The sequence below is a fragment of the Methylobacterium komagatae genome (assembly GCF_042661665.1).
Classification (GTDB): domain Bacteria; phylum Pseudomonadota; class Alphaproteobacteria; order Rhizobiales; family Beijerinckiaceae; genus Methylobacterium; species Methylobacterium komagatae.
This window is the reverse complement of the sequence record NZ_JBHSWN010000001.1, coordinates 2,740,234-2,765,991: the sequence shown is the minus strand read 5'-3', so window position 1 is coordinate 2,765,991 and position 25,758 is coordinate 2,740,234. Positions and strand designations below refer to the sequence as shown.

Annotated in this window: 20 protein-coding genes and 3 pseudogenes; 14 read left to right on the top strand and 9 right to left on the bottom strand. The window is 66.5% G+C overall.

The genetic code is table 11. The annotated features are described in order from the left end of the window. Window positions 1-82 precede the first annotated feature (82 nt). A complete protein-coding gene (locus ACFQE0_RS13500; protein WP_378970377.1) occupies window positions 83-802 on the top strand; it encodes a DUF1236 domain-containing protein in 720 nt (239 codons plus the stop codon). A gap of 7 nt (window positions 803-809) precedes the next feature. Here ACFQE0_RS13500 and hrcA read toward each other — a convergent pair. Next, window positions 810-1,865: pseudogene (gene hrcA, locus ACFQE0_RS13495) on the bottom strand (heat-inducible transcriptional repressor HrcA). 161 nt (window positions 1,866-2,026) lie between these two features. On the opposite strand from hrcA, the gene rph reads away from it, so the two are divergent. The 3 genes from rph to hemW are packed head-to-tail and all read left to right on the top strand — an operon-like array spanning window position 2,027 to window position 4,544. Beyond that, window positions 2,027-2,740 (top strand): ribonuclease PH, encoded by a 714-nt coding sequence (gene rph, locus ACFQE0_RS13490; RefSeq protein WP_378970375.1) that lies wholly within the window; start codon window positions 2,027-2,029, stop codon window positions 2,738-2,740. Then, a complete protein-coding gene (gene rdgB, locus ACFQE0_RS13485; protein WP_378970372.1) occupies window positions 2,737-3,372 on the top strand; it encodes an RdgB/HAM1 family non-canonical purine NTP pyrophosphatase in 636 nt (211 codons plus the stop codon). The genes rph and rdgB overlap by 4 nt, the downstream gene beginning before the upstream one ends. Further along, on the top strand, window positions 3,345-4,544 hold the full coding sequence (hemW, locus tag ACFQE0_RS13480) for a radical SAM family heme chaperone HemW (RefSeq protein ID WP_378970370.1): 1,200 nt from the start codon (window positions 3,345-3,347) through the stop codon (window positions 4,542-4,544). Before rdgB ends, hemW begins: the two co-directional genes overlap by 28 nt. A gap of 61 nt (window positions 4,545-4,605) precedes the next feature. On the opposite strand, the pseudogene ACFQE0_RS13475 reads toward hemW, so the two are convergent. Next, window positions 4,606-5,554, bottom strand: a pseudogene (locus ACFQE0_RS13475) (L,D-transpeptidase). Window positions 5,555-5,978: 424 nt separating this feature from the next. On the opposite strand from ACFQE0_RS13475, the gene ACFQE0_RS13470 reads away from it, so the two are divergent. The 4 genes from ACFQE0_RS13470 (at window position 5,979) to ACFQE0_RS13455 (ending at window position 10,801) form a co-directional block, all read left to right on the top strand. Continuing rightward, window positions 5,979-7,229, top strand: a complete 1,251-nt coding sequence (locus ACFQE0_RS13470; protein ID WP_378970368.1) for an MFS transporter — start codon at window positions 5,979-5,981, stop codon at window positions 7,227-7,229. A gap of 216 nt (window positions 7,230-7,445) precedes the next feature. Further along, window positions 7,446-8,738, top strand: coding sequence for an MFS transporter (locus tag ACFQE0_RS13465; protein ID WP_378970366.1), 1,293 nt, complete (start codon window positions 7,446-7,448; stop codon window positions 8,736-8,738). 4 nt (window positions 8,739-8,742) lie between these two features. Beyond that, window positions 8,743-9,966 carry a CaiB/BaiF CoA transferase family protein gene (locus ACFQE0_RS13460; RefSeq protein ID WP_378970363.1) on the top strand — a complete coding sequence of 408 codons (1,224 nt, stop codon included), beginning with the start codon at window positions 8,743-8,745 and terminating at the stop codon, window positions 9,964-9,966. A 22-nt stretch (window positions 9,967-9,988) separates the two neighbouring features. Continuing rightward, entirely contained in the window at window positions 9,989-10,801 is an 813-nt protein-coding gene (locus tag ACFQE0_RS13455; RefSeq protein WP_378970361.1) for an enoyl-CoA hydratase/isomerase family protein, read from the top strand. A gap of 31 nt (window positions 10,802-10,832) precedes the next feature. On the opposite strand, the gene xoxJ is transcribed toward ACFQE0_RS13455, so the two are convergent. From xoxJ to rnd, 5 genes are all read right to left on the bottom strand, one after another. Beyond that, entirely contained in the window at window positions 10,833-11,678 is an 846-nt protein-coding gene (gene xoxJ / locus ACFQE0_RS13450; protein ID WP_378970358.1) for a rare earth element methanol dehydrogenase accessory protein XoxJ, read from the bottom strand. Continuing rightward, window positions 11,678-12,286 carry a c-type cytochrome, methanol metabolism-related gene (locus ACFQE0_RS13445; protein ID WP_378970356.1) on the bottom strand — a complete coding sequence of 203 codons (609 nt, stop codon included), beginning with the start codon at window positions 12,284-12,286 and terminating at the stop codon, window positions 11,678-11,680. Before ACFQE0_RS13445 ends, xoxJ begins: the two co-directional genes overlap by 1 nt. 132 nt (window positions 12,287-12,418) lie before the next feature. Beyond that, window positions 12,419-14,224, bottom strand: a complete 1,806-nt coding sequence (gene xoxF1, locus ACFQE0_RS13440; protein WP_378970353.1) for a lanthanide-dependent methanol dehydrogenase XoxF1 — start codon at window positions 14,222-14,224, stop codon at window positions 12,419-12,421. Window positions 14,225-14,881: 657 nt separating this feature from the next. Beyond that, window positions 14,882-15,169, bottom strand: coding sequence for a hypothetical protein (locus tag ACFQE0_RS13435; RefSeq protein ID WP_378970350.1), 288 nt, complete (start codon window positions 15,167-15,169; stop codon window positions 14,882-14,884). Window positions 15,170-15,266: 97 nt separating this feature from the next. Then, window positions 15,267-16,430, bottom strand: a complete 1,164-nt coding sequence (gene rnd / locus ACFQE0_RS13430) for a ribonuclease D (protein ID WP_378970348.1) — start codon at window positions 16,428-16,430, stop codon at window positions 15,267-15,269. 207 nt (window positions 16,431-16,637) lie between these two features. Here rnd and aspS point away from each other — a divergent pair, with 207 nt between their 5' ends. From aspS to ACFQE0_RS13410, 4 genes are all read left to right on the top strand, one after another. After that, entirely contained in the window at window positions 16,638-18,482 is a 1,845-nt protein-coding gene (gene aspS / locus ACFQE0_RS13425) for an aspartate--tRNA ligase (RefSeq protein WP_378970345.1), read from the top strand. Between the two features lie 110 nt (window positions 18,483-18,592). Continuing rightward, window positions 18,593-19,462 (top strand): glycosyltransferase family 2 protein, encoded by an 870-nt coding sequence (locus tag ACFQE0_RS13420; protein ID WP_378970343.1) that lies wholly within the window; start codon window positions 18,593-18,595, stop codon window positions 19,460-19,462. Continuing rightward, window positions 19,459-20,538 carry an acyltransferase family protein gene (locus ACFQE0_RS13415; protein ID WP_378970341.1) on the top strand — a complete coding sequence of 360 codons (1,080 nt, stop codon included), beginning with the start codon at window positions 19,459-19,461 and terminating at the stop codon, window positions 20,536-20,538. Before ACFQE0_RS13420 ends, ACFQE0_RS13415 begins: the two co-directional genes overlap by 4 nt. After that, window positions 20,535-20,843 (top strand): hypothetical protein, encoded by a 309-nt coding sequence (locus ACFQE0_RS13410; protein WP_378970339.1) that lies wholly within the window; start codon window positions 20,535-20,537, stop codon window positions 20,841-20,843. Before ACFQE0_RS13415 ends, ACFQE0_RS13410 begins: the two co-directional genes overlap by 4 nt. 22 nt (window positions 20,844-20,865) lie before the next feature. On the opposite strand, the pseudogene ACFQE0_RS13405 reads toward ACFQE0_RS13410, so the two are convergent. Further along, window positions 20,866-23,195: pseudogene (locus tag ACFQE0_RS13405) on the bottom strand (NADP-dependent malic enzyme). 69 nt (window positions 23,196-23,264) lie between these two features. On the opposite strand from ACFQE0_RS13405, the gene ACFQE0_RS13400 reads away from it, so the two are divergent. Next, window positions 23,265-23,933: a CatB-related O-acetyltransferase gene (locus ACFQE0_RS13400; protein WP_378975470.1), complete on the top strand. Its 669-nt coding sequence runs from the start codon at window positions 23,265-23,267 to the stop codon at window positions 23,931-23,933. After that, window positions 23,930-24,178, top strand: coding sequence for a DUF3297 family protein (locus ACFQE0_RS13395; protein ID WP_378970337.1), 249 nt, complete (start codon window positions 23,930-23,932; stop codon window positions 24,176-24,178). The genes ACFQE0_RS13400 and ACFQE0_RS13395 overlap by 4 nt, the downstream gene beginning before the upstream one ends. Before the next feature lie 35 nt (window positions 24,179-24,213). On the opposite strand, the gene ppx is transcribed toward ACFQE0_RS13395, so the two are convergent. After that, on the bottom strand, window positions 24,214-25,755 hold the full coding sequence (ppx, locus tag ACFQE0_RS13390; RefSeq protein WP_378970334.1) for an exopolyphosphatase: 1,542 nt from the start codon (window positions 25,753-25,755) through the stop codon (window positions 24,214-24,216). Window positions 25,756-25,758 lie beyond the last annotated feature (3 nt).

The window sequence follows — 25,758 nt, the reverse complement described above, 5'->3', positions numbered from 1 at the left end:
ATGAACAGGATTCTACGCGGCACCGTGGCCGCAGCCATCATCATGGCGGGCGCGACCACGGCCTTCGCTCAGGGCGGTCCCGGTGGTGGGGGTGCGGGGGGCGGAGGTGCAGGCGGCGCGGGTGGCGGTGGCGCGGCGGCCGGCCCCGGCGGTGGTGGTGGACCGGGCGGCGGTGCCAGCGGTGGCCCTGCCGCGGGCGGACCCGGCGCGGGTGGAGCCTGGCGGCGGCGCGGGCGGAATGCGTGGCGGTGAAGGCGGCGGTCGCGGCCCGGCCGCTGGCGGCGCCGAGCGTGGCGGACCTGCCGAGCAAGGTGGACCGGCTGAACGCGCAGGCGGCCCGGCCGAGCGTGGCGGCTCTTCCGAGCGCGGCGCACAGGAGCGTGGCGGCGCCGAGCGCGGCGGGGCTGAGCGCGGTGACCGGAACGGCGCTGCCGAGCGGGGCGATCGCAACGGGCCGGGTGCCGATGGCGACCGCCGTGGTGCCGAGCGCGGGCCGGGCGCCCGGGGCGGCCGTGATGCCGCCGGACCGGCGCGGGGCGGCTATACCCGCCTCGATACGGCGAAGCGCACCGAGTTCCGCCAGTCGATCACGCGCGTCGGCGGCGCCACGCGCCTCGACCGTGTCGATTTCGCTCTGAGCGTCGGCACGGCGATCCCACGTTCGGTGCGTCTGCACCGCCTGCCGCCGGCCATCGTCTCGCTGGTTCCGGCCTACGAGGGCTACGACTTCATCCTCGTGAGAGACGAGATCATCATCATCGATCCCGACACCTACGAGATCGTGGACGTGATCCCGGCCTAGCCCGCCATCACCGCCCGCCGTCGAGAAGCTTCGAGACGACGCGGGCGGTGTAATCGACCATCGGCACGATGCGGGCATAGTTCAGCCGCGTCGGGCCGATGACGCCGACCACGCCGACGATCTTCTGCGATCCGTCGCGGAAGGGCGCGGCGATGAGCGACGAGCCCGAGAGCGAGAACAGCTTGTTCTCGGAGCCGATGAAGATGCGCACCCCCTCCCCTGCTCGGCGCGGGCCAGGAGGTCGATGACATCCTTCTGCGTTTCTAGATCGTTGAATAGCAGGCGGATCCGTTCGAGATCCTCGGCGGCCCGCAGGTCATCCAGCAGGTTGGCCTGACCCCGGACGATGAGCTCGACGCGCTTCCGAGGGCCCGACCGGCGTCGCGAGCCCGGCATCGACCAACCGCTCGGTCAGTTCGTCCAGTTCGCGCTTCTTGGCGAGGCGGCCCGCCTCGATCTCCGCCCTCAGCACGCCGAGCGTCCGCCCGGCGAGACGGGCGTTGAGGTAGTTCGTCGCCTCCTGCAAAGCCCCCGCCGGGAGACCCGGCGGCAGATCAAGCAGGCGATTCTCGACGGTGCCGTCGTCCGAAACCAGCACGACCAGGGCGCGGGCGGGGTCGAGCCGTACGAACTCGATATGCTTGAGGCTCGCGTTAGCCTTGGTGGTAAGCACCACGCCCGCTCCGCGCGAGACGCCTGAGAGCAGGCTCGATGCCTCGGTGAGCGCGGATTCGAAAGTGTGGCGCGAGGCGACCGCGCGCATCTGACCCTCGATCCGGTCCTTCTCGTCCTGCCCGACATCGCCGAGTTCGAGCATCGCATCGACGAAAAAGCGCAGCCCCTGTTCGGTCGGCAGGCGCCCCGCCGAAGTGTGAGGCGCGAAGATCAGGCCGGAATGTTCGAGATCCGCCATGACGTTGCGGATCGAGGCCGCCGACAGGGCCATCGGCAGGATGCGCGCAAGGTTACGCGATCCGACGGGCTCGCCCGTCGTCAGATAGCTTTCCACGATCTGGCGGAAGATCTCCCGGGCGCGCTCATTGAGGGCCGAGAGGGCTTGCATCGATTGGTTTTGGTGAATGTCCAAGTGCGGATGTGTCATGACGGGGTTACCTGGCCGGCGATCATGTCCGCCCGCGGCCTGCGGATCAATCCGCTGCTTGCCCGGCGCGACGGTGCGGCCTATGAGCCCCGCCCATCTCTCTCATATGGAAAGGGCCTCGCATGCGGCCATCCAACCGTGCCGCCGACGCGCTGCGGCCCGTGACTCTCGAACGTGCCGTCGCGCGCTATGCCGAGGGCTCCTGCCTCGTCAGTTTCGGCAACACCAAGGTGCTGTGCACCGCCTCCCTGGAAGAGCGCGCGCCGCCGTGGCTGCGCGGTTCCGGCCGGGGTTGGGTGACCGCCGAATATTCGATGCTGCCGCGCGCCACCCATGAGCGCACCCGCCGAGAAGTGAATTCCGGCAAGCCGTCCGGTCGCACGCAGGAGATCCAGCGGCTGATCGGCCGCAGCCTCCGCGCCGTCACCAACCTGTCGGCGATCCCCGACAAGCAGATCACGGTGGATTGCGATGTGATCCAGGCCGATGGCGGCACCCGTACCGCTGCCATCACCGGCGCCTGGGTCGCCTTGCACGATTGCTTCGCCTGGATGCGCAGCCGCTCCATGATCTCGGTCGATCCCCTGCGCGACCACGTCGCTGCCGTCTCCTGCGGCATCTACAAGGGTACCCCCGTCCTCGATCTCGAATATGAGGAGGACTCCGCCGCCGATACGGACGCGAACTTCGTCCTGACCGGCAAGGGCGGCATCGTCGAGGTGCAGGGTACCGCCGAGGCCGAGCCCTTCACCGAGGCGCAGCTTCTGGAGATGCTGCGGCTGGCCCGCGCGGGGACCGAGCGGCTCGTCGCCTTGCAGAAAGAGGCCATCGCATGAGGCGCCAACTCACCGGCAAGGTGGTCATCGCCACCCATAATGCTGGCAAGCTCGCGGAGATGCGCGAGCTTCTGGCGCCGTTCGGCATCGAAGCCGTCTCCGCAGGCGAACTCGGCCTGCCGGAGCCGGATGAGACCGGCACGATGTTCGCCGAGAACGCGGCGATCAAGGCACATGCCGCCGCCAGCGCCACGAACCTCCCGGCCTTCGCCGACGATTCCGGCCTGTGTGTCGATGCCCTGGATGGGGCGCCGGGTATCTTCTCCGCCCGTTGGGCCGGGCCGGCCAAGGACTTCTCCGGGGCGATGGCCCGGATCTTCTCCGAGCTGGAGACGCGCGGGGCGACGAACCGCAAGGCGCATTTCGTCTCCGCCCTCGTCCTTGCATGGCCCGATGGCCATACGGAATTGTTCGAGGGCCGGGTGTTCGGCGATCTCGTGGAGCCGCGCGGCACTGCGGGGTTCGGCTACGATCCGCTGTTCAAGCCGGAAGGCCATGATCGCACGTTCGGCGAGATGACCGCCGAGGAAAAGCACGGCGTCGATTGGCAATCGGGCAAGGGATTGTCCCACCGGGCGCGGGCCTTCGTGGACCTCGCCCGAGAATGCCTTGCACCGACGGGCCGGACTTGACCGCTACCATCCCGGACCACCCTACCCGCGACGCCGGGTTCGGGGTGTACCTCCATTGGCCGTTCTGCGCGGCCAAGTGCCCGTATTGCGACTTTAATAGCCACGTTCGCCATGCGGGCGTCGACGAGGCACGCTTCCTTTCGGCCTTCCGCGCCGAGATGGCCCATGTCGCCGCCCGCGTGCCGGGGCGCGAAGTCACGAGCATCTTTCTCGGTGGCGGCACCCCATCGCTGATGAAGCCTGAGACGGTGGCGGGCCTTCTCGATGCCGTGGCCGGGCACTGGCAGATCGCGTCGGGCGCTGAGGTCACGCTGGAGGCCAACCCATCGAGCGTCGAGGCCGGGCGCTTCCGGGGTTACCGGGCCGCCGGGGTGAATCGCGTGTCGCTCGGCGTCCAGGCGCTGGACGATGCCTCTCTCAAAGCTCTCGGACGCCTTCACAATGCGCAGGAAGCCTTCGCGGCAATCACCATCGCGCAGAGCACGTTCGAACGCACCTCGTTCGACCTGATCTACGCCCGCCCCCAGCAGAGCCCCGCCGCGTGGCGGGCCGAGTTGAACGAGGCGATCGCGCGGGCGGCCGAGCATCTGTCGCTCTACCAACTGACCATCGAGCCGGGAACGCCGTTCTATGGCCTCGCCGCCGCAGGCAAGCTGGTCACGCCCGACGATGACGTGTCCCGCGCGCTTTATGATGTGACACAGGAAGTCTGCGAGGCGGCCGGGCTTCCGGCTTACGAGATTTCCAACCACGCCCGTCCGGGCGCGGAGGCGCGGCACAACCTGCTCTACTGGCGATACGGCGAGTATGCGGGCATCGGCCCGGGCGCACATGGCCGTCTCGTCACGGCGGAGGGCCGGATCGGCACCGTGACCGAGCGCACGCCCGAGGCATGGCTCGCCCGTGTCGAGGCTGACGGACACGGCATTTCGGAGACGGAGACCCTCGACGCCCCCGCGCAGGCGGACGAATTTCTCGTCATGGGTCTGCGTCTGACCGAGGGCATCGACCCGGCCCGCTATGCCGCCCTCAAGGGCCGGCCGCTCGATACCGGGAGGATCGCGGCCCTGGTGCAGGATGGACTGCTCAGCGCCAAGCCCGATGGACGCATCGCCGCGACCGCCGCCGGGGCTCCCGTGCTCAACGCGCTCGTCGCGGAATTGGCGCGCTGAACCCCTTTGTCATTGCGAACGAAACAGAATTGAAGGGACGCTGAGCGCCCCTTCGATCACGTCAGTTCAGCACCACGACCTTCGCGCCGACATTCACCCGGCTGAACAGGTCGATGGCGTCCTGGTTGATCATGCGGATGCAACCGGAGGACACGCTCTTGCCGATGGAGAAGGGCTCGAGGGTACCGTGGATGCGGAACAGCGTGTCCTTGTTGCCCTGCCAGAGATACATGGCGCGGGCACCGAGCGGGTTGCGCAGGCCGCCGGACACGCCGAGACCGCTCTGGAGCTTGTCGACCTCGCTGGCGAGCTTCGGGCTGCGGGCGATCATCTCCTTGGGCGGATACCAATCGGGCCAGGCCTGCTTGGAATTGACGGTCGCCGTGCCGGACCACGAAAAGCCCTGCTTGCCGACGCCGACTCCGTAGCGCCGGGCGCGACCGCCCTCCTGCACGAGGGTCGAGCTGATGGGCGCGCGGGTCCACGATGATCGTGCCGGGCTCGTAGGGGCCGTTATAGGCGATCTCCTGCCGGAGGTAGGCCGGGCTCATCTTCTTGTAGTCGAAGGCGCGGACGGGGAAGACGTCGTCTTCGATCGGGCCGTAGGCCTTCGCGTAGTCGATCGGGCCGTTATCGGGCGTGCGGAGAACGGCCTTGGCCTTGGCGGCTTCGATCGGGGACAGGGCCGGATCGCCGGACGCCTCGGGCTGGACCAGTGCGGCTTGCCGGGCGGGCGGAGCCTGCACGGCGGGGGCCGGAACCGGCGCGGCAGCGGCGGGCGTGGCCTGCCGGTCGAATACGGCGCGGCCGAACTCGATGCGTCCGCTGTAAGGCACGTAGCGCTCGCCGCGCTTCAGGTAATAGGCACCGTTCTGGTCCTGGTAGAGCCGGTCGAAATCGGGATCGACACGCGCATCGACAGCGGCTGTGCGGGTCTGTGCGAGAGCGGGCGCGGCCGTCGCGCAGGCGGCGAAGCCAGCGAGTAGCAGGAGGCGGAACGGGGCGGACATAGTCGGTCTTCCTGAAAGACGAGTGCGGACGCTGGTGGGATCGGCCACCGGCTATCCGGTCAAGCTTCCGCGAGATTTACAAACCCGCTCTGCTGCCGCCAAGCGCGGCCATGCCATACCCGCCCCGCGTGTGCGCCGGAATTAGGCTTTCCGGCCGCCTGTTGCATGTGTGCAGCAAGTTAATCCCGAAGGGCCGCGCGAAATTCCACCTGCGCCCGGTTGCACGCCACGCTTGCCTCGTTCGGCGGCAGGAACCCGGCGTGCTCACCGCCGTGATGGCTGGCACGCGCCGTGCATAGCAGGATGGGCCGCCTCTGTTGCGGCGCGCGGAGCAACGGCGCTTCGCAGAGCGGACGGTGTGAGTCCGGATCCCCGGCATGTGCGGCCGCGTCGCGGCTTGCAAACTCTAACGAGCACCTCACCCATGGCGAGCTTCAAGACAGTCATGAAGTCGGGCCACCCCCCGACCCTGTTTGCGGCGTTCCTTTATTTCGATTTCTGCTTTGCGATCTGGGTGCTGAACGGCGCGATGGGCCCGTTCATCACCGAGACCTACAAGCTGACCCCGGCCCAGACCGGCTTCATGATCTCCCTGCCGATCCTGGCGGGCGCGATCATGCGCTTCCCGCTAGGCGTCCTCGCCCAATACATCGGCCGAAAGAACGCCGCTCTCACCGAGATGGGCGTCATCGTCCTGGCGATGGCCTACGGCTTCTTCTTCGTCTCCTCCTACAACGACGTGCTCGCCATGGGCGTGCTGCTCGGCATCGCGGGCGCCTCCTTCGGCGTCGCCCTTTCGCTCGGCTCGGGCTGGTTCCCGCCGGAGCACAAGGGCCTCGCCATGGGCATCGCGGGTGCCGGCAATTCCGGCACCGTGCTCGCCGTGCTGTTCGCACCGCCGCTGGCGCAGATGTACGGCTGGCAGGCCGTCTACGGCTTCGCGGGCGTGGTGATGCTCGTGCCGATCGCGGTGATGATCGCGCTCGCGAAGGAGCCGCCGGATTGCCATGGCCAGTCCTTCAAGGACCATATCTCCTGCCTGTTCACGAAGGACGGCTGGGCCTTCTCGCTCATCTACATCATCACCTTCGGCGGCTTCATCGGCCTGTCGAACTTCCTGCCGACCTTCTTCTACGAGCAGTTCTCGGTCACGAAGGTGGAGGCCGGGCGGCTCACGATGCTCGCCGCCCTGATGGGATCGGGCATCCGCATCGTCGGCGGCTACTTCGCCGACAAGCTCGGCGGCGTGGCGGTTCTCTCGGTGGTGCTGCTGGCGGCGGTGGCGGCCTTCCTCGCCCTGACCGTGAACCCCTCGCTCGCGGCTACGACCATTCTGTTCATGTTCTGCTTCGCGGCTCTCGGCGCGGGCAACGGCGCGCTCTTCCAGCTGGTGCCCCTGCGGTGGCCGAACAACACGGCCGTCGCGGGCTCGATGATCGGCGAGATCGGTGCACTGGGCGGCGCCATCCTGCCGAACGTGATGGGTCTGTCGAAGCAATATACCGGGCATTTCGCGACCGGCTTCGTGATCTACGCCGCTTTCGCCGCTCTGGTGCTGGGCTGCCTTGCCCTGTGGCAGCGCAATTGGGTCGGCTCCTGGGTCGGACCGCGCGGCAAGGCACTGACGGCCGCTTCCACCGAGCAGAACGGCAAGCTTCAGACCGCGACTGCCTGAAGCACGCCATCGCAATTAGGACTGGACGGGGGCCTTCGCGGCCCCCGTTCGCGTTTCGGTGCCTTCCGCTTCGATCCGAGCGCTCATAGGCTGTTGCCAAGGACGTGAAGACCAGATTGAATAACGTATAAGAAATGCCGCCCGGCCCCGAGGGATGGGACGGCATTCGGCACGACGGACGAAAAGTCCGCGGCCGTCGCTTGGGAGGATTGGGCGATGATGAAGCGCGTGAGCGCCACCAATGGTGTGCTCGGCCTGCTCTGCCTCATGTATTTCATCACCTACCTCGACAGGGTGAACCTGGCGACGGCCGGCACGGTGATGATGCACGACCTCGGCATGTCAAAGACCGAGTTCGGTTTGATGCTGTCGGCATTCGCCTATCCTTACGCCATCTTCCAGGTCATCGGCGGATCGGTGGGAGATCGATTCGGCGCCCGTCGGACCTTGATGATCTGCGGCATCATCTGGGCTCTTGCCACGGTGCTCACCGGCATGGTCGGCGGGCTGGTGAGCCTCTTCCTCGCCCGTGTGCTTCTCGGCTTCGGCGAGGGCGCGACCTTCCCCACCGCGACCCGCGCGATGCAGAATTGGACGCCGCCGGGCAAGCGCGGTTTCGCCCAGGGCATCACCCATGCCTTCGCCCGGTTCGGCAACGCCGTCGCCCCGCCGATCGTGGCCTTCCTGATCTACCATTTCGGCTGGCGCGTGAGCTTCTACGTGCTCGGCGTCGCGAGCTTCGCGTGGGTGGTCATCTGGTATCTGTATTTCCGCGACGACCCGTCGGATCACCCCGCCATCACGAAGAAGGAACTCGAGACGCTGCCGGAGCCGCGCAAGGTCGGCGTACGCCAGAGCGTGCCGTGGGGCGCCCTCACCCGCCGTATCCTGCCGGTGACGATCACCTACTTCTGCTACGGCTGGACCCTGTGGCTGTTCCTCGGCTGGCTGCCAACCTTCTTCAAGGAGAGCTACCAGCTCGATTTGAAGAACTCGGCACTGTTCGCCTCCGGCGTGTTCTTCGCGGGCGTGGTCGGCGACACGGTCGGCGGCGTGGCGAGCGACAAGATCGGTCACATGACCGGTAACGTGAAGCTCGCCCGGCTCTCGGTGATCGTGGTCGGCTTTCTCGGCGCCGCCGCGAGCCTGACCGGAGTGTTCTTCACCCGCGATCTCACCCTGGTTGCCCTGCTCCTCTCGTCAGGCTTCTTCTTCTCGGAGCTGATCATCGGCCCGATCTGGTCCGTGCCCATGGACATTGCCCCGAAATACGCAGGCACCGCGAGCGGATTGATGAACACCGGCTCTGCGGTGGCGGCGATCGTCTCACCCATCGTGTTCGGATTCATCGTCGACCGGACGGGAAGCTGGACCCTGCCGTTCATCGGCTCCATCGGCCTGTGCTTGCTTGGTGCGGTCCTCGCCTTCACGATGCATCCCGAGCGTGAATTCGTGGATCCGCCGGTCGAGCCGACCGGCCGGGTCGCCGGTATGCCTGCCGGAGAGTAGTGCCATGGCCAGCGCTGCGAGCGAACGTCACGGCCCCCTGGCTGGCATGCGGGTGATTGAACTCGCGCACATCATGGCAGGTCCTGTTTGCGGGCTGATGCTCGCCGACATGGGCGCGGAGGTCATCAAGGTCGAAAAGCTCGACGGTGACGACACGCGCCGGACCGTGCCTCCCGCCCTCGACGGCGAGAGCGCGGCTTACATGATGATGAACCGGGGCAAGCGCGGCCTAAGCCTCGATCTGAAATCGCCGGAGGGTGTCGCCGTGCTGAGGCGGCTGCTCGGCAAGGCCGATGCGCTGATCGAAAATTATCGCGCGGGCACGATGGAACGCCTCGGCCTCGGCTACGAGAGCCTGCGCGATGAGTTTCCTGGCCTCGTCTATTGCTCGCTTTCCGGCTTTGGCCGTAGCGGCCCCTATGCCGACCGGGCGGGGTTCGATCTCGTCGCACAGGGCATGAGCGGGCTCATGTCCGTGACCGGTGAGGGGCCGGGACGCCCGCCGATGAAGTGCGGTCCGCCCGTCACCGACATCACCGCCGGGATCCTCGCCGCCATGGGCGTGCTCGCGGCCTATACACGCCGTCTGAAGACCGGCCAGGGACAGGTCGTGGATACCTCACTGTTCGAGGCAGGCATTACCCATACCTACTGGCAATCGGCGATTGCCATGGCGACCGGTGTCGCCCCCGGCCCGATGGGCTCGGCCCACCCGCTGAACGCCCCCTACGAAGCGTTCGAGACGGCGGATGGCTGGATCACCATCGGCGCCGCCAACCAGACCAACTGGCTGCGCATGCTGAAGGCCGTCGGGATGGAGGCTTTGGCAGAGGATGTGCGCTTCGCCCTGAACCGCGACCGCATGGCGAATCGCGAGGTCCTGGCGGCGACCCTTGCCCCAGCTTTCCGCGAGCGCAGTTCGCAGGATTGGCTCGGTCGGCTCGAAGCCGAGGGTGTGCCAGCCGGGCCGGTGCTCGATGTGAACGCCATGCACCGTGACCCGCAGACGCTGGCGCGCGAGATGGTCGTGGAAGTGGAGCACTCCCGAGTGGGCCGAATGAAGACTCTCGGCTTGCCCGTGAAATTCTCGGAGACGCCCGGTCGCGTCCATGGGCCCGCACCACTGCTGGGCGAGCATTCCCGTGCCATCCTCGCGGAAGCCGGATACGATGAGGCCGCGATCGATGATCTGATCGCCCGCGGCATCGTGCGCGAAACCCGCGCCTGATCCCGATAAGCGGAGGCCCCGGATGAACGCTCACGCCCCGACCGACGAGTTGCTGTTCACGAAGGACGAGGCCGGCATCGCCCGCATCGTCCTGAACAGGCCGCAAGCACGCAACGCCCTCACCTTCGCGATGTATCGCGGGCTGATCGCCTGCTGCGAAGACATCGCGGCCGATCCCTCGGTGAAGGTGCTCATCATCACGGGCGCGGGCGAGAAGGCCTTCGCCGCAGGCACCGATATCGCCCAGTTCCGCTCGTTCGAGACGGCCGAGGATGCGCTCGGCTACGAGCGATTCATGGATCAGGTGCTCGGCGGGCTGGAGCGGCTTCGCGTGCCGACCATCGCCGCCATCGCCGGTGCCTGCACGGGCGGCGGCGCGGCCATAGCGGCCTCGTGCGATCTACGGATCGCGACCCGCGACGCGCGGTTCGGCTTCCCGATCGCCCGCACGCTCGGCAATTGCCTGTCCCAGGCGAACCTCAAGCGGCTATCGAACCTCATCGGTCCGGCGCGCGTGAAGGACATCATCTTCACAGCCCGGCTCGTGGGCGCGGAGGAAGCGCTGGCCATTGGGCTTGTCGGAGAGGTGGTCGAGGATGCGGCAGCGCTGACCGAGCGTGTCGACACCCTGGCCACCCTGCTGACCAACCATGCCCCGCTGACCATGCAGGCGACCAAGGAAGGCCTGCGTCGCCTCGCCGAAGAGGAGACGTTGCCTGAGGGCGCGCCGCGTCCCGGCGATGACCTGATCCTGCTCTGCTACATGAGCGAGGATTTCCGCGAAGGCATGGAAGCTTTCCTGGGCAAGCGCTCGCCGGACTGGAAGGGGCGCTAGCCGCCTTCCTCACCGCGAGGGACGAGCGCGTTCAGCGCTCGCCCGGTGCTTGGAGCTTGTTCTCGTCCTGGTCGAGAAGAGGCACGTCGAACTCGCGCAAAACCTTCTCGATGTCCGCGCTGCGCTTGCGCAGGGCGTTGTTGAGAATGCGCTTCCAGTCGTTCTCGCCGATCCGCACACCCATGGCGATACGATAGGCCATCGGCGGACGCTCCGGCTCCTTGAGCAGAGGCACCACGCTCATCGGCGTACCGCTCTGCTTGGCGAGCCAGCCGGCGGCCGGTCCCCACAGCACGGCGGCATCGATCTCCTTAGCAGCGAGATCACCGATTACCTCGGCCGAGACGGTCTGGAATTTCCGCTGCGGATCAAGGGCGTAGGGCGGATAAGCCTTCATCAACGTGATGAGGCCGAGATCACCCATGCGGTTGACCGGAGGGGTACCGGCGACGACGCCGATCTTCTTTCCCTTGAGACGCTGATCGTCGAGCCCCGTCACGCCATCGAACTCACCCGCGCGCGTCACGAGAACGTAGGTCGAGCGGTAGTAGGGGTTCGTGGTCTGGACGAGGTCACTGCCGAAGGCTTGACCCATGATGATGTCGCACAGGCCGGTGCCGAGGGTGTTGCGGACGAAGCCCGGGCCCTGGGTCAGCCAATAATAGCGGACCTTCATCTTCAATTCGTCCGCGATGATCGCGGCGATCTTGTTTTCGAAGCCGTCTTCCTTACGCTCGGAGAACGGCATGTTGCCGGGGTCACCACAGACACGCAGAACGTCGGTGGTGACGGTATCCGGCAGATGCTGCGCGACAGCCCCCTGCGCCACCGTCATCGACAGGGCGCAGAGGATCGCAAGCTTGCGTGCTTGGGCCATTAGCTGCCCATGCACTCCTTCTCGTGCTTCTTGGCGGCCTCGGGCTTGTCTTCCTTTTCGTTCGGGCGAACGCGGCCGATAGCACCGGAGGCGCGCGCCTTCAGGTAGACGTAGAGGTCGTCCGAGTAGCACATGACGTTCTTGTTATCGCCGAAGGCAGGCATGACCTTCTGCTCAGCAGCGTTGATGTCCTGCTTGCCACCAACCAGAATGCCGATGAACTCCTCATAAGAGAGGTGCTTCAGCGAGTCTTTCAGGGCCGGGGCGTAGGTCGAACCCATGCCGTCCGGGCCGTGGCAGACGTGGCACTCAGCGTGATAGCGGCGGTAGCCGGAGTAGCTGTACCAGTCGAGCTTCTTGCCATTATCGGTAATGTGGAAGGTCGGATGACCCTCTGCATCGAGATACTTGCCGTCCTCGACCTTGACGGCGGCGTTCTTCTTGAGAAGCTCCGGCTCGCTTTCGGACGTCTTGTCGTCCTTGTTGATCGAGTTCGCGAGAGCGGGGTCTGACTTGGCATCCTCAGCATGTACGGCGACCGCGGAAACGGTCGCTAGGGCGAGGGCGGCCAGAACGGGCCGCGTAATGAGAGTGCTGAGGTGAAGCAACGTACCTGTCTCCCTATGTCGAGGTCTTTCCGTCTCCCTTCGGGCAGAGACCCCTTGAAAGCATCCTAATCATAAAGATGCCGGCGCGGAAACCCGCGCCGGCATCCTTTATCACTTACAGACCGCGGCCGATTAGTTCGGCAGAGCGAAGACGGTCAGCTGGCCGCCGAGGTTGGTGTACTGCGACAGAGCCGCGTAACCACCCACCGCGCCGAGACCGGCGTTCGGGTCGGTCAGGCCGGCCGCAAGGCCGATGCCCGCCCAGCCGCCGACGCCCGAGAGGACGCCCACGTACTGCTTGCCCTTGTGCTGGTAGGTCATCACGTTGCCGATGATGCCCGACGGAGTCTTGAACTTCCAGAGCTCCTTACCGGACTTGTCGTCGACAGCCTTGATGTAGCCTTCCAGGGTTCCGTAGAACACCACGTCACCGGCGGTGGCGAGAGCACCCGACCACACCGAGAACTGCTCGGGGTTCGACCACTTGATCTTACCGTTCACGCCGTCCCAAGCGATGAAGTTACCCATGCCGCCGTGGGAGTTCGGAGCCGGGTACATCGAGAGGGTCGCACCGACGTAGGGCTGGCCCGGGGTGTAGGTCACCCGGAACGGCTCGTAGTCCATGCAGACGTGGTTGGTGGGAACGTAGAACAGGTTGGTCTTCGGCGAGAAGGCAGCAGGCTGCTGGTCCTTGGTGCCGAGGGCCGCCGGGCAGATGCCCTTGGAGTTCACGTCCTCACCGTTCTGCTCGGTCGAGTACTTGGCGACGACGAGCGGACGGCCGTAGGTCTTGGACGACTTGTCCATGTCGACCTTGGACGCCCAGTTGACGGCCGGATCGAACTTCTCGGCCGAGACGAGGGCGCCGGTGTCGCGGTTCAGCGTGTAGCCGAAGCCGTTACGGTCGAAGTGGGTGAGCAGCGGGGTGTCCTTGCCCTCAACCTTCTGATCCGTGAGGATCATCTCGTTGATGCCGTCGAAGTCCCACTCGTCGTGCGGGGTCATCTGGTAGACCCACTTGGCGACGCCCGTGTCGGGGTTACGCGCCCAAATGGTCATCGACCACTTGTTGTCGCCCGGACGCTGCTTCGGGTTCCAGGTCGAGGGGTTGCCCGAGCCGTAGTACACGAGGTTCAGCTTGGGGTCGTAGGAGTACCAGCCCCAGGTGCAGCCGCCGCCGGTCTTCCACTGATCGCCTTCCCAGGTCTTCAGCGAAGAGTCCTTGCCGATCGGCTTGCCGAGCTCGGTGGTCTTCTCCGGGTCGACGAGGAGCTGGTCGTCCGGGCCTTCCGAGAAGCCGCGCCACACCATCTTGCCGGTCTTCAGGTCGTAGGCGGTGACGTGGCACTGCACGCCGAACTCGCCGCCGGAGATGCCGACGATGACCTTGTCCTTGACCGGGAGAACGGTCGCGGTGTTGGTCGCACCCTTGGACGGGTCGCCGTTCTTCACCGACCAGTTGACCTTGCCGGTCTTCGCGTCGAGCGAGACGACCGTCGTGTCGGCCTGGTGCAGGAGGATCGCGCCGTCGGCGTAGGCCAGACCACGGTTGACCGTGTCACAGCACATGACCGGGATCACGGACGGATCCTGCTTCGGCTCGTACTTCCAGAGGATCTTGGCGTCGTGGTCCAGATCCAGGGCGTACACGATGTTCGGGAACGGCGTGTGCACGTACATGACGTTGCCGATCACGAGCGGAGCGCCCTCGTGGCCGCGCAGGACGCCGGTCGAGAACGTCCAGGCAACCTGGAGGTTCTTGACGTTGTCCTTGTTGATTTGGTCGAGCTTCGAAAAGCGCGTGTTAGCGTAATCAACGGTCTGCAGAGCCTGCTCGGCCGGGTTGGCGATGCTCTTCAGAACGCTGTCATTGGCGAGCGCCGGCGTGGCGACGGCCGCAACGCCTGCCCCGAGGGCAAGGAGATGTACCGCTCTCATGGATTCCTCCGACAAGTCATTAGTAAGTTTCCAGAACGGCCACGCGGGCAGAACCAGACAAACTTAGACCCTGACTCTTTCGCAACAGGGATAGAGCCTCGATAGCGGGCAGTTGGGTGACGGAGATCTTCTAGAGATCCCCCGCCAGAAGCCGCCCATCCCCTTAGGCGGCCCCCTCGAAACCGAAGCTGGGATGGACCTTAAGAGATTTTTGAGCGCCGTCAACACGGACTTTGAGCCCTGCGACGGTCGGTGGACGGCTCATGGTTTCGAAGCTGTGAAAACGGCTTAGTTGCTGCTGCGCACAATCTCGCGCTGCGCTGCCCTCGCTTGCGATCGCCCGGATGGGGTTCGTCGAGTCCCCCGAGTGGGCGCGTCCGCCAATCCTGTTGTTTTGTCTAGGATTTATCGCGGCAAAGTATTCTTAGGCTATTTCCGGTCTGCCGGCTTGCGTCCTGCCGCAGCGCAACGAAGCGGCGGGCGAGCCGCCGAACCCTGCTGCACAATGATGCCGTAGATTGTGAGTGGATTGCGCCGTCTCGCCGCACGGTGGCGCCGTCAGGGCCGGGATCATTTGGCAAGCGAGGCCCATCCGCACGGGGTGCAGGGTGTAGAATTCTAAAAGGTTCTTAGAATCGTCCGGCTACGGAGTCGGCTTCAGAGTTCCGGGACCGGTCCGGTCGATTCGAACTCGGCGACGTCGCCCACGAGATCGGTGAGGGAGATCGCGAAGCTGCGCCCGTTCTTCACGCGGAGTTGGGCGTCGGGTTCGAGCCAGATGGGAAAGAGGCCAGCATGCCGACCGGTTAAAGTGCCGGTGGCGGCGGGGCCGTCGGCGCGCTTGTCGAGCACGATGCGATAGCGGACGCGCACGGACTCGCAGCCCTCGGCTAACACGATGCCGCGACCGACATGGATGTTGGGACCGTCCTCGGGCTCGGACATACGCGCGACTGGGCCAGGGAAAAGCGGCAAACCGATTGCCACTTAATCCCGCACGCGTCGTCTGTCACTGCCTCGGTTGGCGAATACCGCTACAGTGTCAGTCCGCGCTGTCGCCGAGATCGTGCACAACGATCCGGTTGCCGCGAGCCGACAGTGCGAGGCGACCGTTCTTGAGGGCAAGCGCTTTCTCGCCGAACAGTGTCCGGCGCCAGCCCTGGAGCACGGGCACCTGCGCCTCGTCGTCATCCGCCAGGGCTTCGAGGTCATCGACGGTGGCGATGATTTTGGGCGCCACGCCCTCCGCCTCGCAGACCGCCTTCAGCAGCACCTTCAGCAGTTCCACCAAGGCACCGTTCCCGCCGGAGCGGCGCGCGCGCTCGGGCATGGCGATCTCGCTGGGGTCGTTGGCGAGACCGCGCGCCACGGCAGCGAGGATGTCCGTGCCGGTGCGCGAGCGTTCGAACCCGGCGGGGATGGTCCGCAGGCGGCCGAGCGCCTCGACGCTGCGGGGGGCGGCCGACGCGACATCGATGACGGCCTCGTCCTTCAGCACGCGCCCGCGTGGGACGTTGCGCGACTGCGCTTCCCGCTCCCGCCAGGCGGCGACTTCCATCAGCACCGCAATCTCGCGCGGCTTCCTCATACGCCCGGCGAGGCGGCGCCATGCTTGGTTCGGATCGGCCTGATAGGTCTCAGGCGAGGTGAGGACACCCATCTCCTCGTCGAGCCACGCACCGCGATCCGTGCGCAGCAATTCCGCGACGAGGGCCTCGTAGATCTTCACGAGGTGGGTCACGTCCGACAGGGCGTAGGCGAGCTGTGCCTCCGAAAGTGGGCGCCGCGACCAGTCGGTGAAGCGGGATGACTTGTCGATCTTGGCCTTGGCCAGATCGTTGACCAACTGCTCGTAGGACACCGAATCGCCGTAGCCGCAGACCATCGCCGCGACCTGCGTGTCGAAGAAGGGATGCGGCAGCGCCTGCCCCAGCATCCACACGATCTCCAGATCCTGCCGGGCCGAGTGGAACACCTTCACCACACCCTCATGGGCCATCAGGTCCACGAAGGGCTGCAAGTCGATGCCGGGCGCCAGGGGATCCACCAGGACGGCGCTGCCGTCCGGCGCGGCCATCTGGATGAGACACAACTTCGGATAGTAAGTCGTTTCCCGCATGAACTCGGTATCGACGGTCACGAAGGGCTGCGCGGAGAGCCGCGTGCATACGTCGCGAAGTTCGGCGGTGTCGGTGATCAGGTCCATGATCCGGCTATACGCAAGGCCCCGCGAATTGGGGAGGCGCTTGGATGCTCTACCCGCTATTTCACCGGGACTTGTCGCATTTTCAGCGCGTTACGCCACCGCGTCCCGCGGCCGCGTGGGCACGGAGGGGGCCGCGGACCGGACGTCACGCTTGACTTGGAAGACCCCGCGTGAATGGTGCCGCCCTTCCCCTGAGAAGAAACCGTCATGCACCGTTACCGTACCCACACCTGCGGGGCATTGCGCCCGTCCGAAGTCGGACAGACCGTCCGCCTCTCCGGCTGGTGCCACCGTGTCCGCGACCATGGCGGCGTGCTCTTCATCGATCTGCGCGACCATTACGGCGTGACGCAGTGCGTGGTGGATTCGGATTCGAAGGCTTTCCCCGCCGCCGAGGCCGTACGGTCGGAATGGGTGATCCGTATCGACGGCCGCGTGCGCACCCGCCCCGCCGGCACCGAGAATGCGGAACTGCCGACAGGCGCGGTCGAGGTCTACATCGACGATCTCGAAGTGCTCGGCCCGGCGGGTGAGTTGCCGCTGCCGGTCTTCGGTGATGTCGAGTACCCCGAGGAGACGCGCCTCAAGTACCGCTTCCTCGACCTGCGCCGGGAGAAGCTGCACGCCAACATCATGAAGCGCGGCGCGATCATCGACTCGCTCCGCCGCCGGATGCGCGATGGCGGCTTCTTCGAGTTTCAGACGCCGATCCTGACGGCATCTTCGCCTGAGGGCGCCCGCGACTATCTGGTGCCGTCGCGTGTCCACCCCGGCAAGTTCTACGCGCTCCCGCAGGCGCCGCAGCAATTCAAGCAGCTGACGATGATCGCGGGCTTCGATCGCTATTTCCAGATCGCACCCTGCTTCCGCGATGAGGATGCCCGCGCCGACCGTTCGCCGGGTGAGTTCTACCAGCTCGACATTGAGATGAGCTTCGTCACCCAGGAAGATGTGTTCCAGGCGGTCGAGCCCGTGCTCCGTGGGGTGTTCGAGGAGTTCGCCGAGGGCAAGCGCGTCACGAAGGAATTCCCGCGCATCACTTACGCGGACGCGATGCTGAAATACGGCGTCGACAAGCCGGACCTGCGCAACCCGCTTCTCATCGCCGACGTGACCGATGAGTTCGCCCGTGACGAGGTGGAGTTCAAGGCGTTCAAGGGCGCGATCAAGTCGGGCGGCGTGGTCCGCGCGATCCCGGCGCCGGGCGCCGGCAGCCAGCCCCGTTCGTTCTTCGACAAGCTGAACGACTGGGCTCGCTCGGAAGGCGCGCCGGGCCTCGGCTACGTCGTGTTCGAGGACGATGGCGGCCAGCTCGTCGGCAAGGGTCCGATCGCCAAGTTCATCCCGGCGCCGGTCCAGGCGATCATCGCCGAGAAGGCCAAGGTGAAGGCGGGTGACGCGGTGTTCTTCTCGGCCGGTGCCGAGGCAAAGGCCGCCGGCCTCGCGGGCAAGGCACGTATCCGCATCGGCGACGAACTGAACCTGTCCGACAAGGATCAGTACGCCTTCTGCTGGATCACCGACTTTCCGATGTACGAGTGGAACGAAGAGGACAAGAAGGTCGACTTCTCGCACAACCCGTTCTCGATGCCGAATATCGACCGGGAAGACTTTCTGAAGTTCGACGTCGAGAAACTCGCGGCCGATGGCGAAGCGGGCGAACTCACGAAGACGATCCTCGATATCAAGGCGTTCCAGTACGACATCGTCTGCAACGGCGTCGAACTCTCGTCGGGCGCGATCCGGAACCACCGTCCGGACGTCATGGAAAAGGCCTTCGCCATCGCTGGCTACGGCAAGGACGTGCTGGAAGCGAAGTTCGGCGGCATGCTGAATGCACTGCGCCTGGGCGCCCCGCCCCACGGCGGCATCGCGCCGGGTGTCGACCGCATCGTCATGCTCCTCTGCAACGAGCCGAACATTCGTGAGGTCGTGCTGTTCCCGATGAACCAGCGCGCCGAGGATCTGATGATGGGCGCGCCTTCCGAGGCGACGGCCAAGCAGCTCCGCGAGTTGCACATCCGGCTCAACCTGCCGGAGAAGAAGGCCTGAGATCCCTTCCGGCATCGCGGATGCCGTGAAGCAAACCAGGGCAGCGCGAAATCTGCGTACGTTGCGCTACCCTGGATTGCCTTTCTCGGCTTGCGATGCCGATTGGGGATATGAGCGAACTCACGGCCATCGTCGTCACGCATGACAGCGCCGACGTCCTCCCCGCTTGCCTTGCGGCCCTGTCGCGGGAAGGCGTCCCGGCAATCGTCGTGGACAATGCCAGCCGCGATTCTTCCGTCGCCGTGGCCGAGGCGGCCGGGGCGCGGGTCGTGCGCAACGCCCGCAACGAGGGCTATGGGCGGGCGAACAACATCGGCGTGCGGGCAGCCGCGAGCGCCGAGTACGTGCTCGTCATCAACCCTGATGTCGAATTGCAGCCTGGTGCCGTCACCGCCCTCCTGACCGCCGCACGGGCTTGGCCCGATGCCGGAGTCTTCGCTCCCCGGATCGTGGAGGCCGACGGGCGCCACTTCTATCAGCCGCGCTCGCTGCTCGCGCCCTACCTGACCAATCCTGGCGGGCGTCTCGATCTGCCTGAGGGCGATGCCTGCGCGCCCTTCCTCTCCGGGGCGTGTTTCCTGGTGAGGCGCGACCTTTTCTTGAGCCTCGGTGGCTTCGATGAGGCGATCTTCTTGTTCTACGAGGATGACGATTGGTGCCGTCGGCTGGCCGATGCGGGCCATGCCCTCATCCATGTCCACGGGGCGGTCGCCTTGCATGGTCGCGGTCGATCATCGGCGCCGGAGGCCGGTCGCGTGTTCCGGTCACGTTGGCATCTGGCTTGGTCGCGGGCCTATGTAAGCCGGAAATACGGCCTGCCGGATCCGAGCCCTTCCACGGTGATCGTCAATCTACCCAAGGCGATCCTGTCGGCGCTGGTTCTGCGCCGGGCCGGGGTCGAGCGCTATGGCGGCTCGGTCGCCGGGGCCTGGGCCGCATGGCGCGGTTGCGGGGCGCTGGATCGTGAGGGCCTGTCATGAGAGGCGCGCCCACCATCGCGGAGGCGCTCTCGCGGGGCCCCAACGGCTTCACCGGGCTGCGCCTGCTTCTGGCTCTCGCGGTCGTCGTATCCCATGCCTTCAGCGTCGCAACCGGACTTGCGACGGACGAGCCGCTGGCGCGGACGACCGGCTACACCCTGGGCGAGCATGCCGTGAACGGGTTCTTCGCCGTCTCCGGCTTCCTCGTGACGATGAGCTGCGACCGGCGCGGCATCCGCGATTACCTGCTGGCGCGAACTCTCCGCATCCTGCCGGGGCTCGTGGCGGCGACGCTGATCGTATCGCTCTTCGTCGGCGGGGCGATGACGCGCCTGGGGCTGGGAGAGTATCTGAGGGATCCCAACCTTTGGTCCTTCGTGCGCAACACGCTGACGACCTTTAAGAGCAATGCCGCCCTGCCGGGCGTGTTCGAGGGCAACCCCTACCGCTCGCCGCTCGGCACGGTCTGGACGCTGAAATACGAAGTGCTCTGCTATGCGGGGGTCGTCGCTGCGGCCCTGTGCGGGTTGCTACGGCGTCGCTGGGTCGTTGCGCTCTTGTGTTTCGCCCTGGCCGTAACCCTGTCGGTTCAGGTCGGGCTCCATGGCGAGGCTCTGCCCAAGGGCGTCGAGACGGCGTTGCGCCTGCCGATGATCTTTTCGGCCGGAGCTTGCCTCTATCTCTGGCGGACGAGCCTGCGCGTGTCCGCCCCGGCCATGCTGTGCCTCGGCATCGCCTTGTTCGTCCTCTCGCGCACGCCGGTCTATCCCGCCCTGCTCTTCCTCGCCGCCGCCTATGGCAGCGTGTGGCTGGCGCTCGGGCCCCTGGCGTCGAAGCTCTTCGACCCATCGGCCGATGTGTCCTACGGGATCTATCTGTATGGTTGGCCGATACAGCAGACCCTGCACGCCCTCTGGCCCACGCCGTCGGGCCTTGCCCTGCTGGCCCCGGCGCTCATCCTTACGCTGCCGGTGGCGGCCTTCTCCTGGTACGCGGTCGAGCGGCCTGCTCTGGCCCTGAAGGCCCGCGCCCTCGGGCGTCGTACCATCGGCACGATCGAGCCCGCAGGCCCATGAGCGTGCCCCTCTCGCCCCTCGCCGCCCTCGATCTCGCCGCACGGCTTCTGTTGCGGGAAGGTTTTGCCATGGCCGCCCGTAACGAGCGCGGTGACAGCTTCTATCTGAAGCGGCCGGAATGCCCCTGGCACATCCGCCTGTCGAACCATTCCCGCACGGCAAAGCAGCGCAAGCGCCGCACGGACATCCTAACGAGCCTCGTCATCGACAAGCCGCGGTCGGCCGATCAGGTCGAGGCGCTTGTGCAGGGCGCGCTGCGCGATTTCGCGGCTAACCGGATCGCACGGGAAGCCCCGGAGACCTGAGCCTCCGGGACGTCCCCACCGATCACTCGGACGTCATGCCCGCGCCGGCCTCGCCGCCGATGGCCGGGGTCTCATCGGCCGATTGAGCCTCAACCACCGCCGCAGCCGTTACGTTGACGATGCCGCGCGCCGTCACGGACGGCGTGAGGATGTGGGCGGGCTTGGCCGGACCGATCAGCAGCGGCCCGACCGGCAGCGCCTCTGCCAGCACCTTCGCGAACTGGAACGCGATGTTGGCCGCGTCGAGGTTCGGGAAGACGAGCACGTTGGCGGCGCCCTTGAGCCGAGAGCCCGGCAGCACCCGATCGCGGACCATTTCGTTCAGCGCCGAATCGGCCTGCATCTCGCCGTCGACCTGGAGGCCCGGATCGCGCTCCTCGATCAGCTTCAGGGCCTGGCGCATCTTCACGGCGGACGCCGAGTCGGATTGGCCGAAATCCGAGTGGCTGAGCAGCGCGATCTTCGGCGTGATGCCGAAGCGAGAAACGTGGTTCGCGCAGGCCTGGGCGATCTCGGCGATCTCCTCGGAGGTCGGATCCGGGCGGACATGGGTGTCCGCCAGGAAGTACGGGCCCTCGTTGGTGATGATCAGGCTCATCGCCGCCAGCGCTTGATGCCCGGCTGCAGGCCGATCACGTCGCGGATGATCCGCAGGCGTGTCTCGAACCGGCCTTCCAGACCGCAGATGAGCGCATCGGCCTCACCCCGGCGCACGGCGATGGCCCCGATGATCGTGCTGTTGGTGCGCACGAGAGTGCGTGCCGCGTCCGGCGTAATGCCCTTGCGGCCAGCCACGTCGAGATAGGTCTGGACGTAGGACCGGTAACGGGGATCGTCCTCGGGATCGATCAACTCGACGTCGCGGCTGAGGCTGAACGACAGTCCGAACCGCTTCAGGCGGGTCTCCACGACGCGCGGACGCCCGACGAGGATGGGCTTGGCCACACCGTCCTCGAGGATGGCCTGCACCGCGCGCAGGACGCGCTCGTCCTCGCCTTCGGCGTAGATCACGCGCTTCGGGTTCTCCTTCGCCTTGGAGAACAACGGCTTCATGATGAGGCCAGAGCGGTGGACGAACCGATCCAGGCTATCGGTATAGGCCTGGATGTCTTCCAGCGGGCGTCCCGCGACGCCCGAATCCATCGCGGCCTGCGCCACGGCGGGGGCGATGCGCAGGATCAGTCGCGGATCGAATGGGCTCGGGATCAGGGACTTCGGACCGAAGGGCCGGGCTTCGCCGCCATAGGCGCGGGCCACCACGTCCGAGGTCGTCTCGTGGGCGAGGCCCGCGATCGCCTTCACGGCGGCCTTCTTCATCTCCTCGTTGATCTTGTGCGCGCCGACATCGAGCGCGCCGCGGAAGATGTAGGGGAAGCAGAGGACATTGTTGACCTGGTTCGGGAAGTCCGACCGGCCGGTGCAGATCATCGCGTCTGGCCGCTCCTTTTCGGCGAGATCGGGCATGATCTCCGGGTACGGATTGGCGAGCGCCATGATGAGCGGGTTCGGTGCCATCTCCCGCAGGTATTCCGGCTTCAGCACGCCGCCTGCCGAAAGGCCGATGAACACGTCGGCGCCGGGGATCACTTCGGCGAGCGTGCGCTTGTCGGTCTCCTGCGCGTAGACGTCCTTCCAACGGTCCATCAGTTCCGGGCGGCCCTTGTAGACCACGCCCTTGATGTCGGTGACCGTGATGTTTTCGACCTTGGCGCCGAGCGACACGAGGAGGTTGAGGCAGGCGAGCGCCGCCGCGCCTGCGCCCGAGGTCACGATGCGGACGTTCTCGAGGTTCTTGCCCGCGAGTTCCAGGCCGTTCAGCACCGCTGCCGCGACGATGATCGCGGTGCCGTGCTGGTCATCGTGGAAGACCGGGATGTTCATCCGCGCCCGGCACTGCTCCTCGACCTCGAAGCATTCCGGCGCCTTGATGTCTTCGAGGTTGATGCCGCCGAAGGTCGGCTCCAGGGCGCAGACGACGTCCACGAGCTTGGTCACGTCCTTTTGGTCGACCTCGATGTCGAACACGTCGATGCCGGCGAATTTTTTGAACAGGACGGCCTTGCCCTCCATCACCGGCTTCGACGCCAGCGGTCCAATATCGCCGAGGCCCAGAACGGCCGTGCCGTTCGAGAGCACTGCCACGAGATTCTGGCGGATGGTGAGGGTCGCGGCCTCCTGCGGGTCGTCGTGGATCGCCATGCAGGCGGCCGCGACGCCGGGGGAATAGGCGAGCGCGAGATCGCGCTGGTTGCCGAGCGGCTTCGTCGCCTGGATCTCGAGCTTTCCGGGCCGCGGCAGCCGATGGTAGACGAGCGCCCCAGTCTTGAGGTCGTCGGACATGTTGTCGGCCATCATCAGCCCTCCTGCTCGCCCTGTATGCGCGCTTCGCCGTCCCGGCGGAGCTGTGCGTTGATGGGTCTGTTGCAACGCCTGCGCAGGGGGCGCAACCCGCACAACGAAACCCGGCTGCACCTCGCCAGGATGGCGCGGCGCTACGGATTCTCCATCGGTGCCTATTCCTACGGTAGGCCCAAGGTTCGCTTCCCCGAAAGTGGCCGGAAGCTGACGATTGGCCGCTATTGTTCCATAGCGGACAAGGTCGAGATCCTGCTCGGGGGTGGCCACAGGCTCGCTTGGGGCTCCACCTACCCCTTCGCCGCCATGCGCGGCCTATTCCCCGAGGCCGATGCACCCGAGGATTATCACGTTTCGCGCGGCGACGTGGTGATCGGCCACGACGTCTGGCTCGGTTCTGGCTGCATGATCCTGTCCGGTGTCACGATCGGCCATGGCGCGGTCATCGCCGCTCGTGCTGTGGTGAGCCGGGACGTGCCGCCCTATGCCGTGGTCGCCGGCAACCCGGCGCGGGTGGTGCGCCATCGCTTCCCCCCGGACATCGTGGACGCCCTGGTCGCGGCCGGCTGGTGGGACAGGCCGGCGGACGAGGTGAGCCGTCTCGTGCCCCTGTTGCAGAGCGAGGACATCGCGGCTCTGCTCGCTGCGTTGCGCAGGCCAGCGGAATCCCGTAACGGCGGGGCCGCGCCCGCACTCCGCGCGGCGGAAGAGATGGAAGCCGGACCGAGGCGATGAGCGAGACGCCCCCCGACCGCCTGGCGGCGAACCCCAACAGCCCGTTCTACGACGAGGCCCTGCTGGAGCGCGGCATCGGCGTACGCTTTAACGGCGCCGAGAAGACCAATGTCGAAGAGTACTGCGTCAGCGAAGGCTGGGTGCGTCTCTCGGCCGGAAAGGCGCTCGACCGCGCGGGCAACCCGATGACCGTGAAGCTTAAGGGCAAGGTCGAACCTTACTTCCGCGAGCCCGCCGAGGGCTGAGCCCCTCCCCTGACGGCCGTCCCAGGCGACGGCCTTCAGCCTACGGTGATCCGTGCGTCGAAGCCGAGGATGCGGCCGACGCCGCGGACGCGGTTCAAAAGACGCTCACCGCTCAGATTGACCCATTCCTGCGGCAGCCGAAGCGTCACGCGCCCGTCCTCGACGGTGAGGGGCGCTCGCGGCAAGGCGCCGTCCATGCCCGCCGTGATCGGGAAGGCGACCCGCAGCAGCGCGCTCAGCAGGCGGGCCCGCTCGAACAGGCGCGGCCCGGCGAGGTTGCGAAGGACCTGATTGGCCTTTTCCGGCGCGACTCCGGTATGGCGCAGGGCGACGGCGAGGCTGAGATAGGCCCGCCCCGGATGATCCACCCCCACGAAGGCCGCGTTCTGGATCGAGGCGATCGACTGCTCGCCCCGGTAATCCGGATGCGCTCGCCAGCCGACATCGGACAGGAGGCAGGCTGCGTGACGGAGGCGCCGCTCGTCGGCAGTCTCCGGCCCGTCGAGGGCCGCTACGAAATGGTCCGTCCAGGCAATCAACTCCTCGCCGTGGCGAGGGGCTCGTGCCCTGAGGGCGTTGAACTCGGCGGCCGAGGCAATCAGCGGATCGAGTTGCCGCGTGTCGCGATCCAGTTGCTCGAAGAGGAGGCCTTCGCGCACCCCTGAGGCCGAGATCGCCACGGCGCGGGGACGACCCACCCGGATGATCTCCTCCAGAACCAGAGCGCCGTAGGCCAGCAGCGGGCGGCGGGCTTCTGAGACCGTCTCGACATCCTGAAGCAGGGCGGCGTCGGTCTGCTCTACGACCTGAAGGAAGCTCAGTTCGTCGGTCGGATCGACCGTGTAGCCGTGCATGACGTGGACGGGGTAGCCCCGTGCCGCTTGATGCAGCTTGGCGATGGCCCGCCACGTGCCGCCGACCGCGTAGAACGTACGCCCCTTCAGGATTTCGAGCTGCGGCTCGGCCTTGCGCATGTGCTCGCGCACGAGCTTGCCCGCCTTCTTCAGCGAGCCGCCCGAGAGATCCTGCAGGGTCAGGCCGCCGAGCGGCATCGTCACGCCCTGTCCGACGACCGTGCCGCGCACGTCCACGAGTTCGAGGGAGCCGCCACCCATATCCCCCACGACGCCATCCGGGGCATGGAAGCCCGAGACGACACCGAGCGCGGACAGTTCGGCTTCTCGTCGGCCGGAGAGAAGCTGGATCTCGCAGCCGCAGGCAGCCTCGGCGGCACGCAGGAAATCCGGGCCGTTCTGGGCATCGCGCGCGGCGGCTGTCGCCAGGACGAAGACCTGCGATACCCGCATCGTCTCGCACAGGATGCGGAAGCGATTCAGGGCGGTAAGCGCGCGCGTCACCGCCTCGTCGTTCAGGCGGCCCGTGGTGAACACGTTCCGCCCGAGGCCGCACAGCACCTTCTCGTTGTACATCGGCGTCGGCGCACGGCTGAGCCCGTCATAGGCGACAAGCCGCACCGAGTTCGAGCCGATATCGATGATGGCGACCGGTCGGCTCCGGTGGCTGGCGAGCCGCTCCGCGATCTCGGCGGGGGCGAGGATGGCGCTGGGGCTTGCCAAGCG

Excerpts from the sequence above, each read along its gene's own strand:
- rph (WP_378970375.1), top strand. The coding sequence starts at position 2,027 with ATGCGGCCATCCAACCGTGCCGCCGACGCGCTGCGGCCCGTGACTCTC.
- rdgB (WP_378970372.1), top strand. The coding sequence starts at position 2,737 with ATGAGGCGCCAACTCACCGGCAAGGTGGTCATCGCCACCCATAATGCT.
- hemW (WP_378970370.1), top strand. The coding sequence starts at position 3,345 with ATGCCTTGCACCGACGGGCCGGACTTGACCGCTACCATCCCGGACCAC.
- ACFQE0_RS13470 (WP_378970368.1), top strand. The coding sequence starts at position 5,979 with ATGGCGAGCTTCAAGACAGTCATGAAGTCGGGCCACCCCCCGACCCTG.
- ACFQE0_RS13465 (WP_378970366.1), top strand. The coding sequence starts at position 7,446 with ATGATGAAGCGCGTGAGCGCCACCAATGGTGTGCTCGGCCTGCTCTGC.
- ACFQE0_RS13460 (WP_378970363.1), top strand. The coding sequence starts at position 8,743 with ATGGCCAGCGCTGCGAGCGAACGTCACGGCCCCCTGGCTGGCATGCGG.
- ACFQE0_RS13455 (WP_378970361.1), top strand. The coding sequence starts at position 9,989 with ATGAACGCTCACGCCCCGACCGACGAGTTGCTGTTCACGAAGGACGAG.
- xoxJ (WP_378970358.1), bottom strand. The coding sequence starts at position 11,678 with ATGGCCCAAGCACGCAAGCTTGCGATCCTCTGCGCCCTGTCGATGACG.
- xoxF1 (WP_378970353.1), bottom strand. The coding sequence starts at position 14,224 with ATGAGAGCGGTACATCTCCTTGCCCTCGGGGCAGGCGTTGCGGCCGTC.
- ACFQE0_RS13435 (WP_378970350.1), bottom strand. The coding sequence starts at position 15,169 with ATGTCCGAGCCCGAGGACGGTCCCAACATCCATGTCGGTCGCGGCATC.
- rnd (WP_378970348.1), bottom strand. The coding sequence starts at position 16,430 with ATGGACCTGATCACCGACACCGCCGAACTTCGCGACGTATGCACGCGG.
- aspS (WP_378970345.1), top strand. The coding sequence starts at position 16,638 with ATGCACCGTTACCGTACCCACACCTGCGGGGCATTGCGCCCGTCCGAA.
- ACFQE0_RS13420 (WP_378970343.1), top strand. The coding sequence starts at position 18,593 with ATGAGCGAACTCACGGCCATCGTCGTCACGCATGACAGCGCCGACGTC.
- ACFQE0_RS13415 (WP_378970341.1), top strand. The coding sequence starts at position 19,459 with ATGAGAGGCGCGCCCACCATCGCGGAGGCGCTCTCGCGGGGCCCCAAC.
- ACFQE0_RS13410 (WP_378970339.1), top strand. The coding sequence starts at position 20,535 with ATGAGCGTGCCCCTCTCGCCCCTCGCCGCCCTCGATCTCGCCGCACGG.
- ACFQE0_RS13395 (WP_378970337.1), top strand. The coding sequence starts at position 23,930 with ATGAGCGAGACGCCCCCCGACCGCCTGGCGGCGAACCCCAACAGCCCG.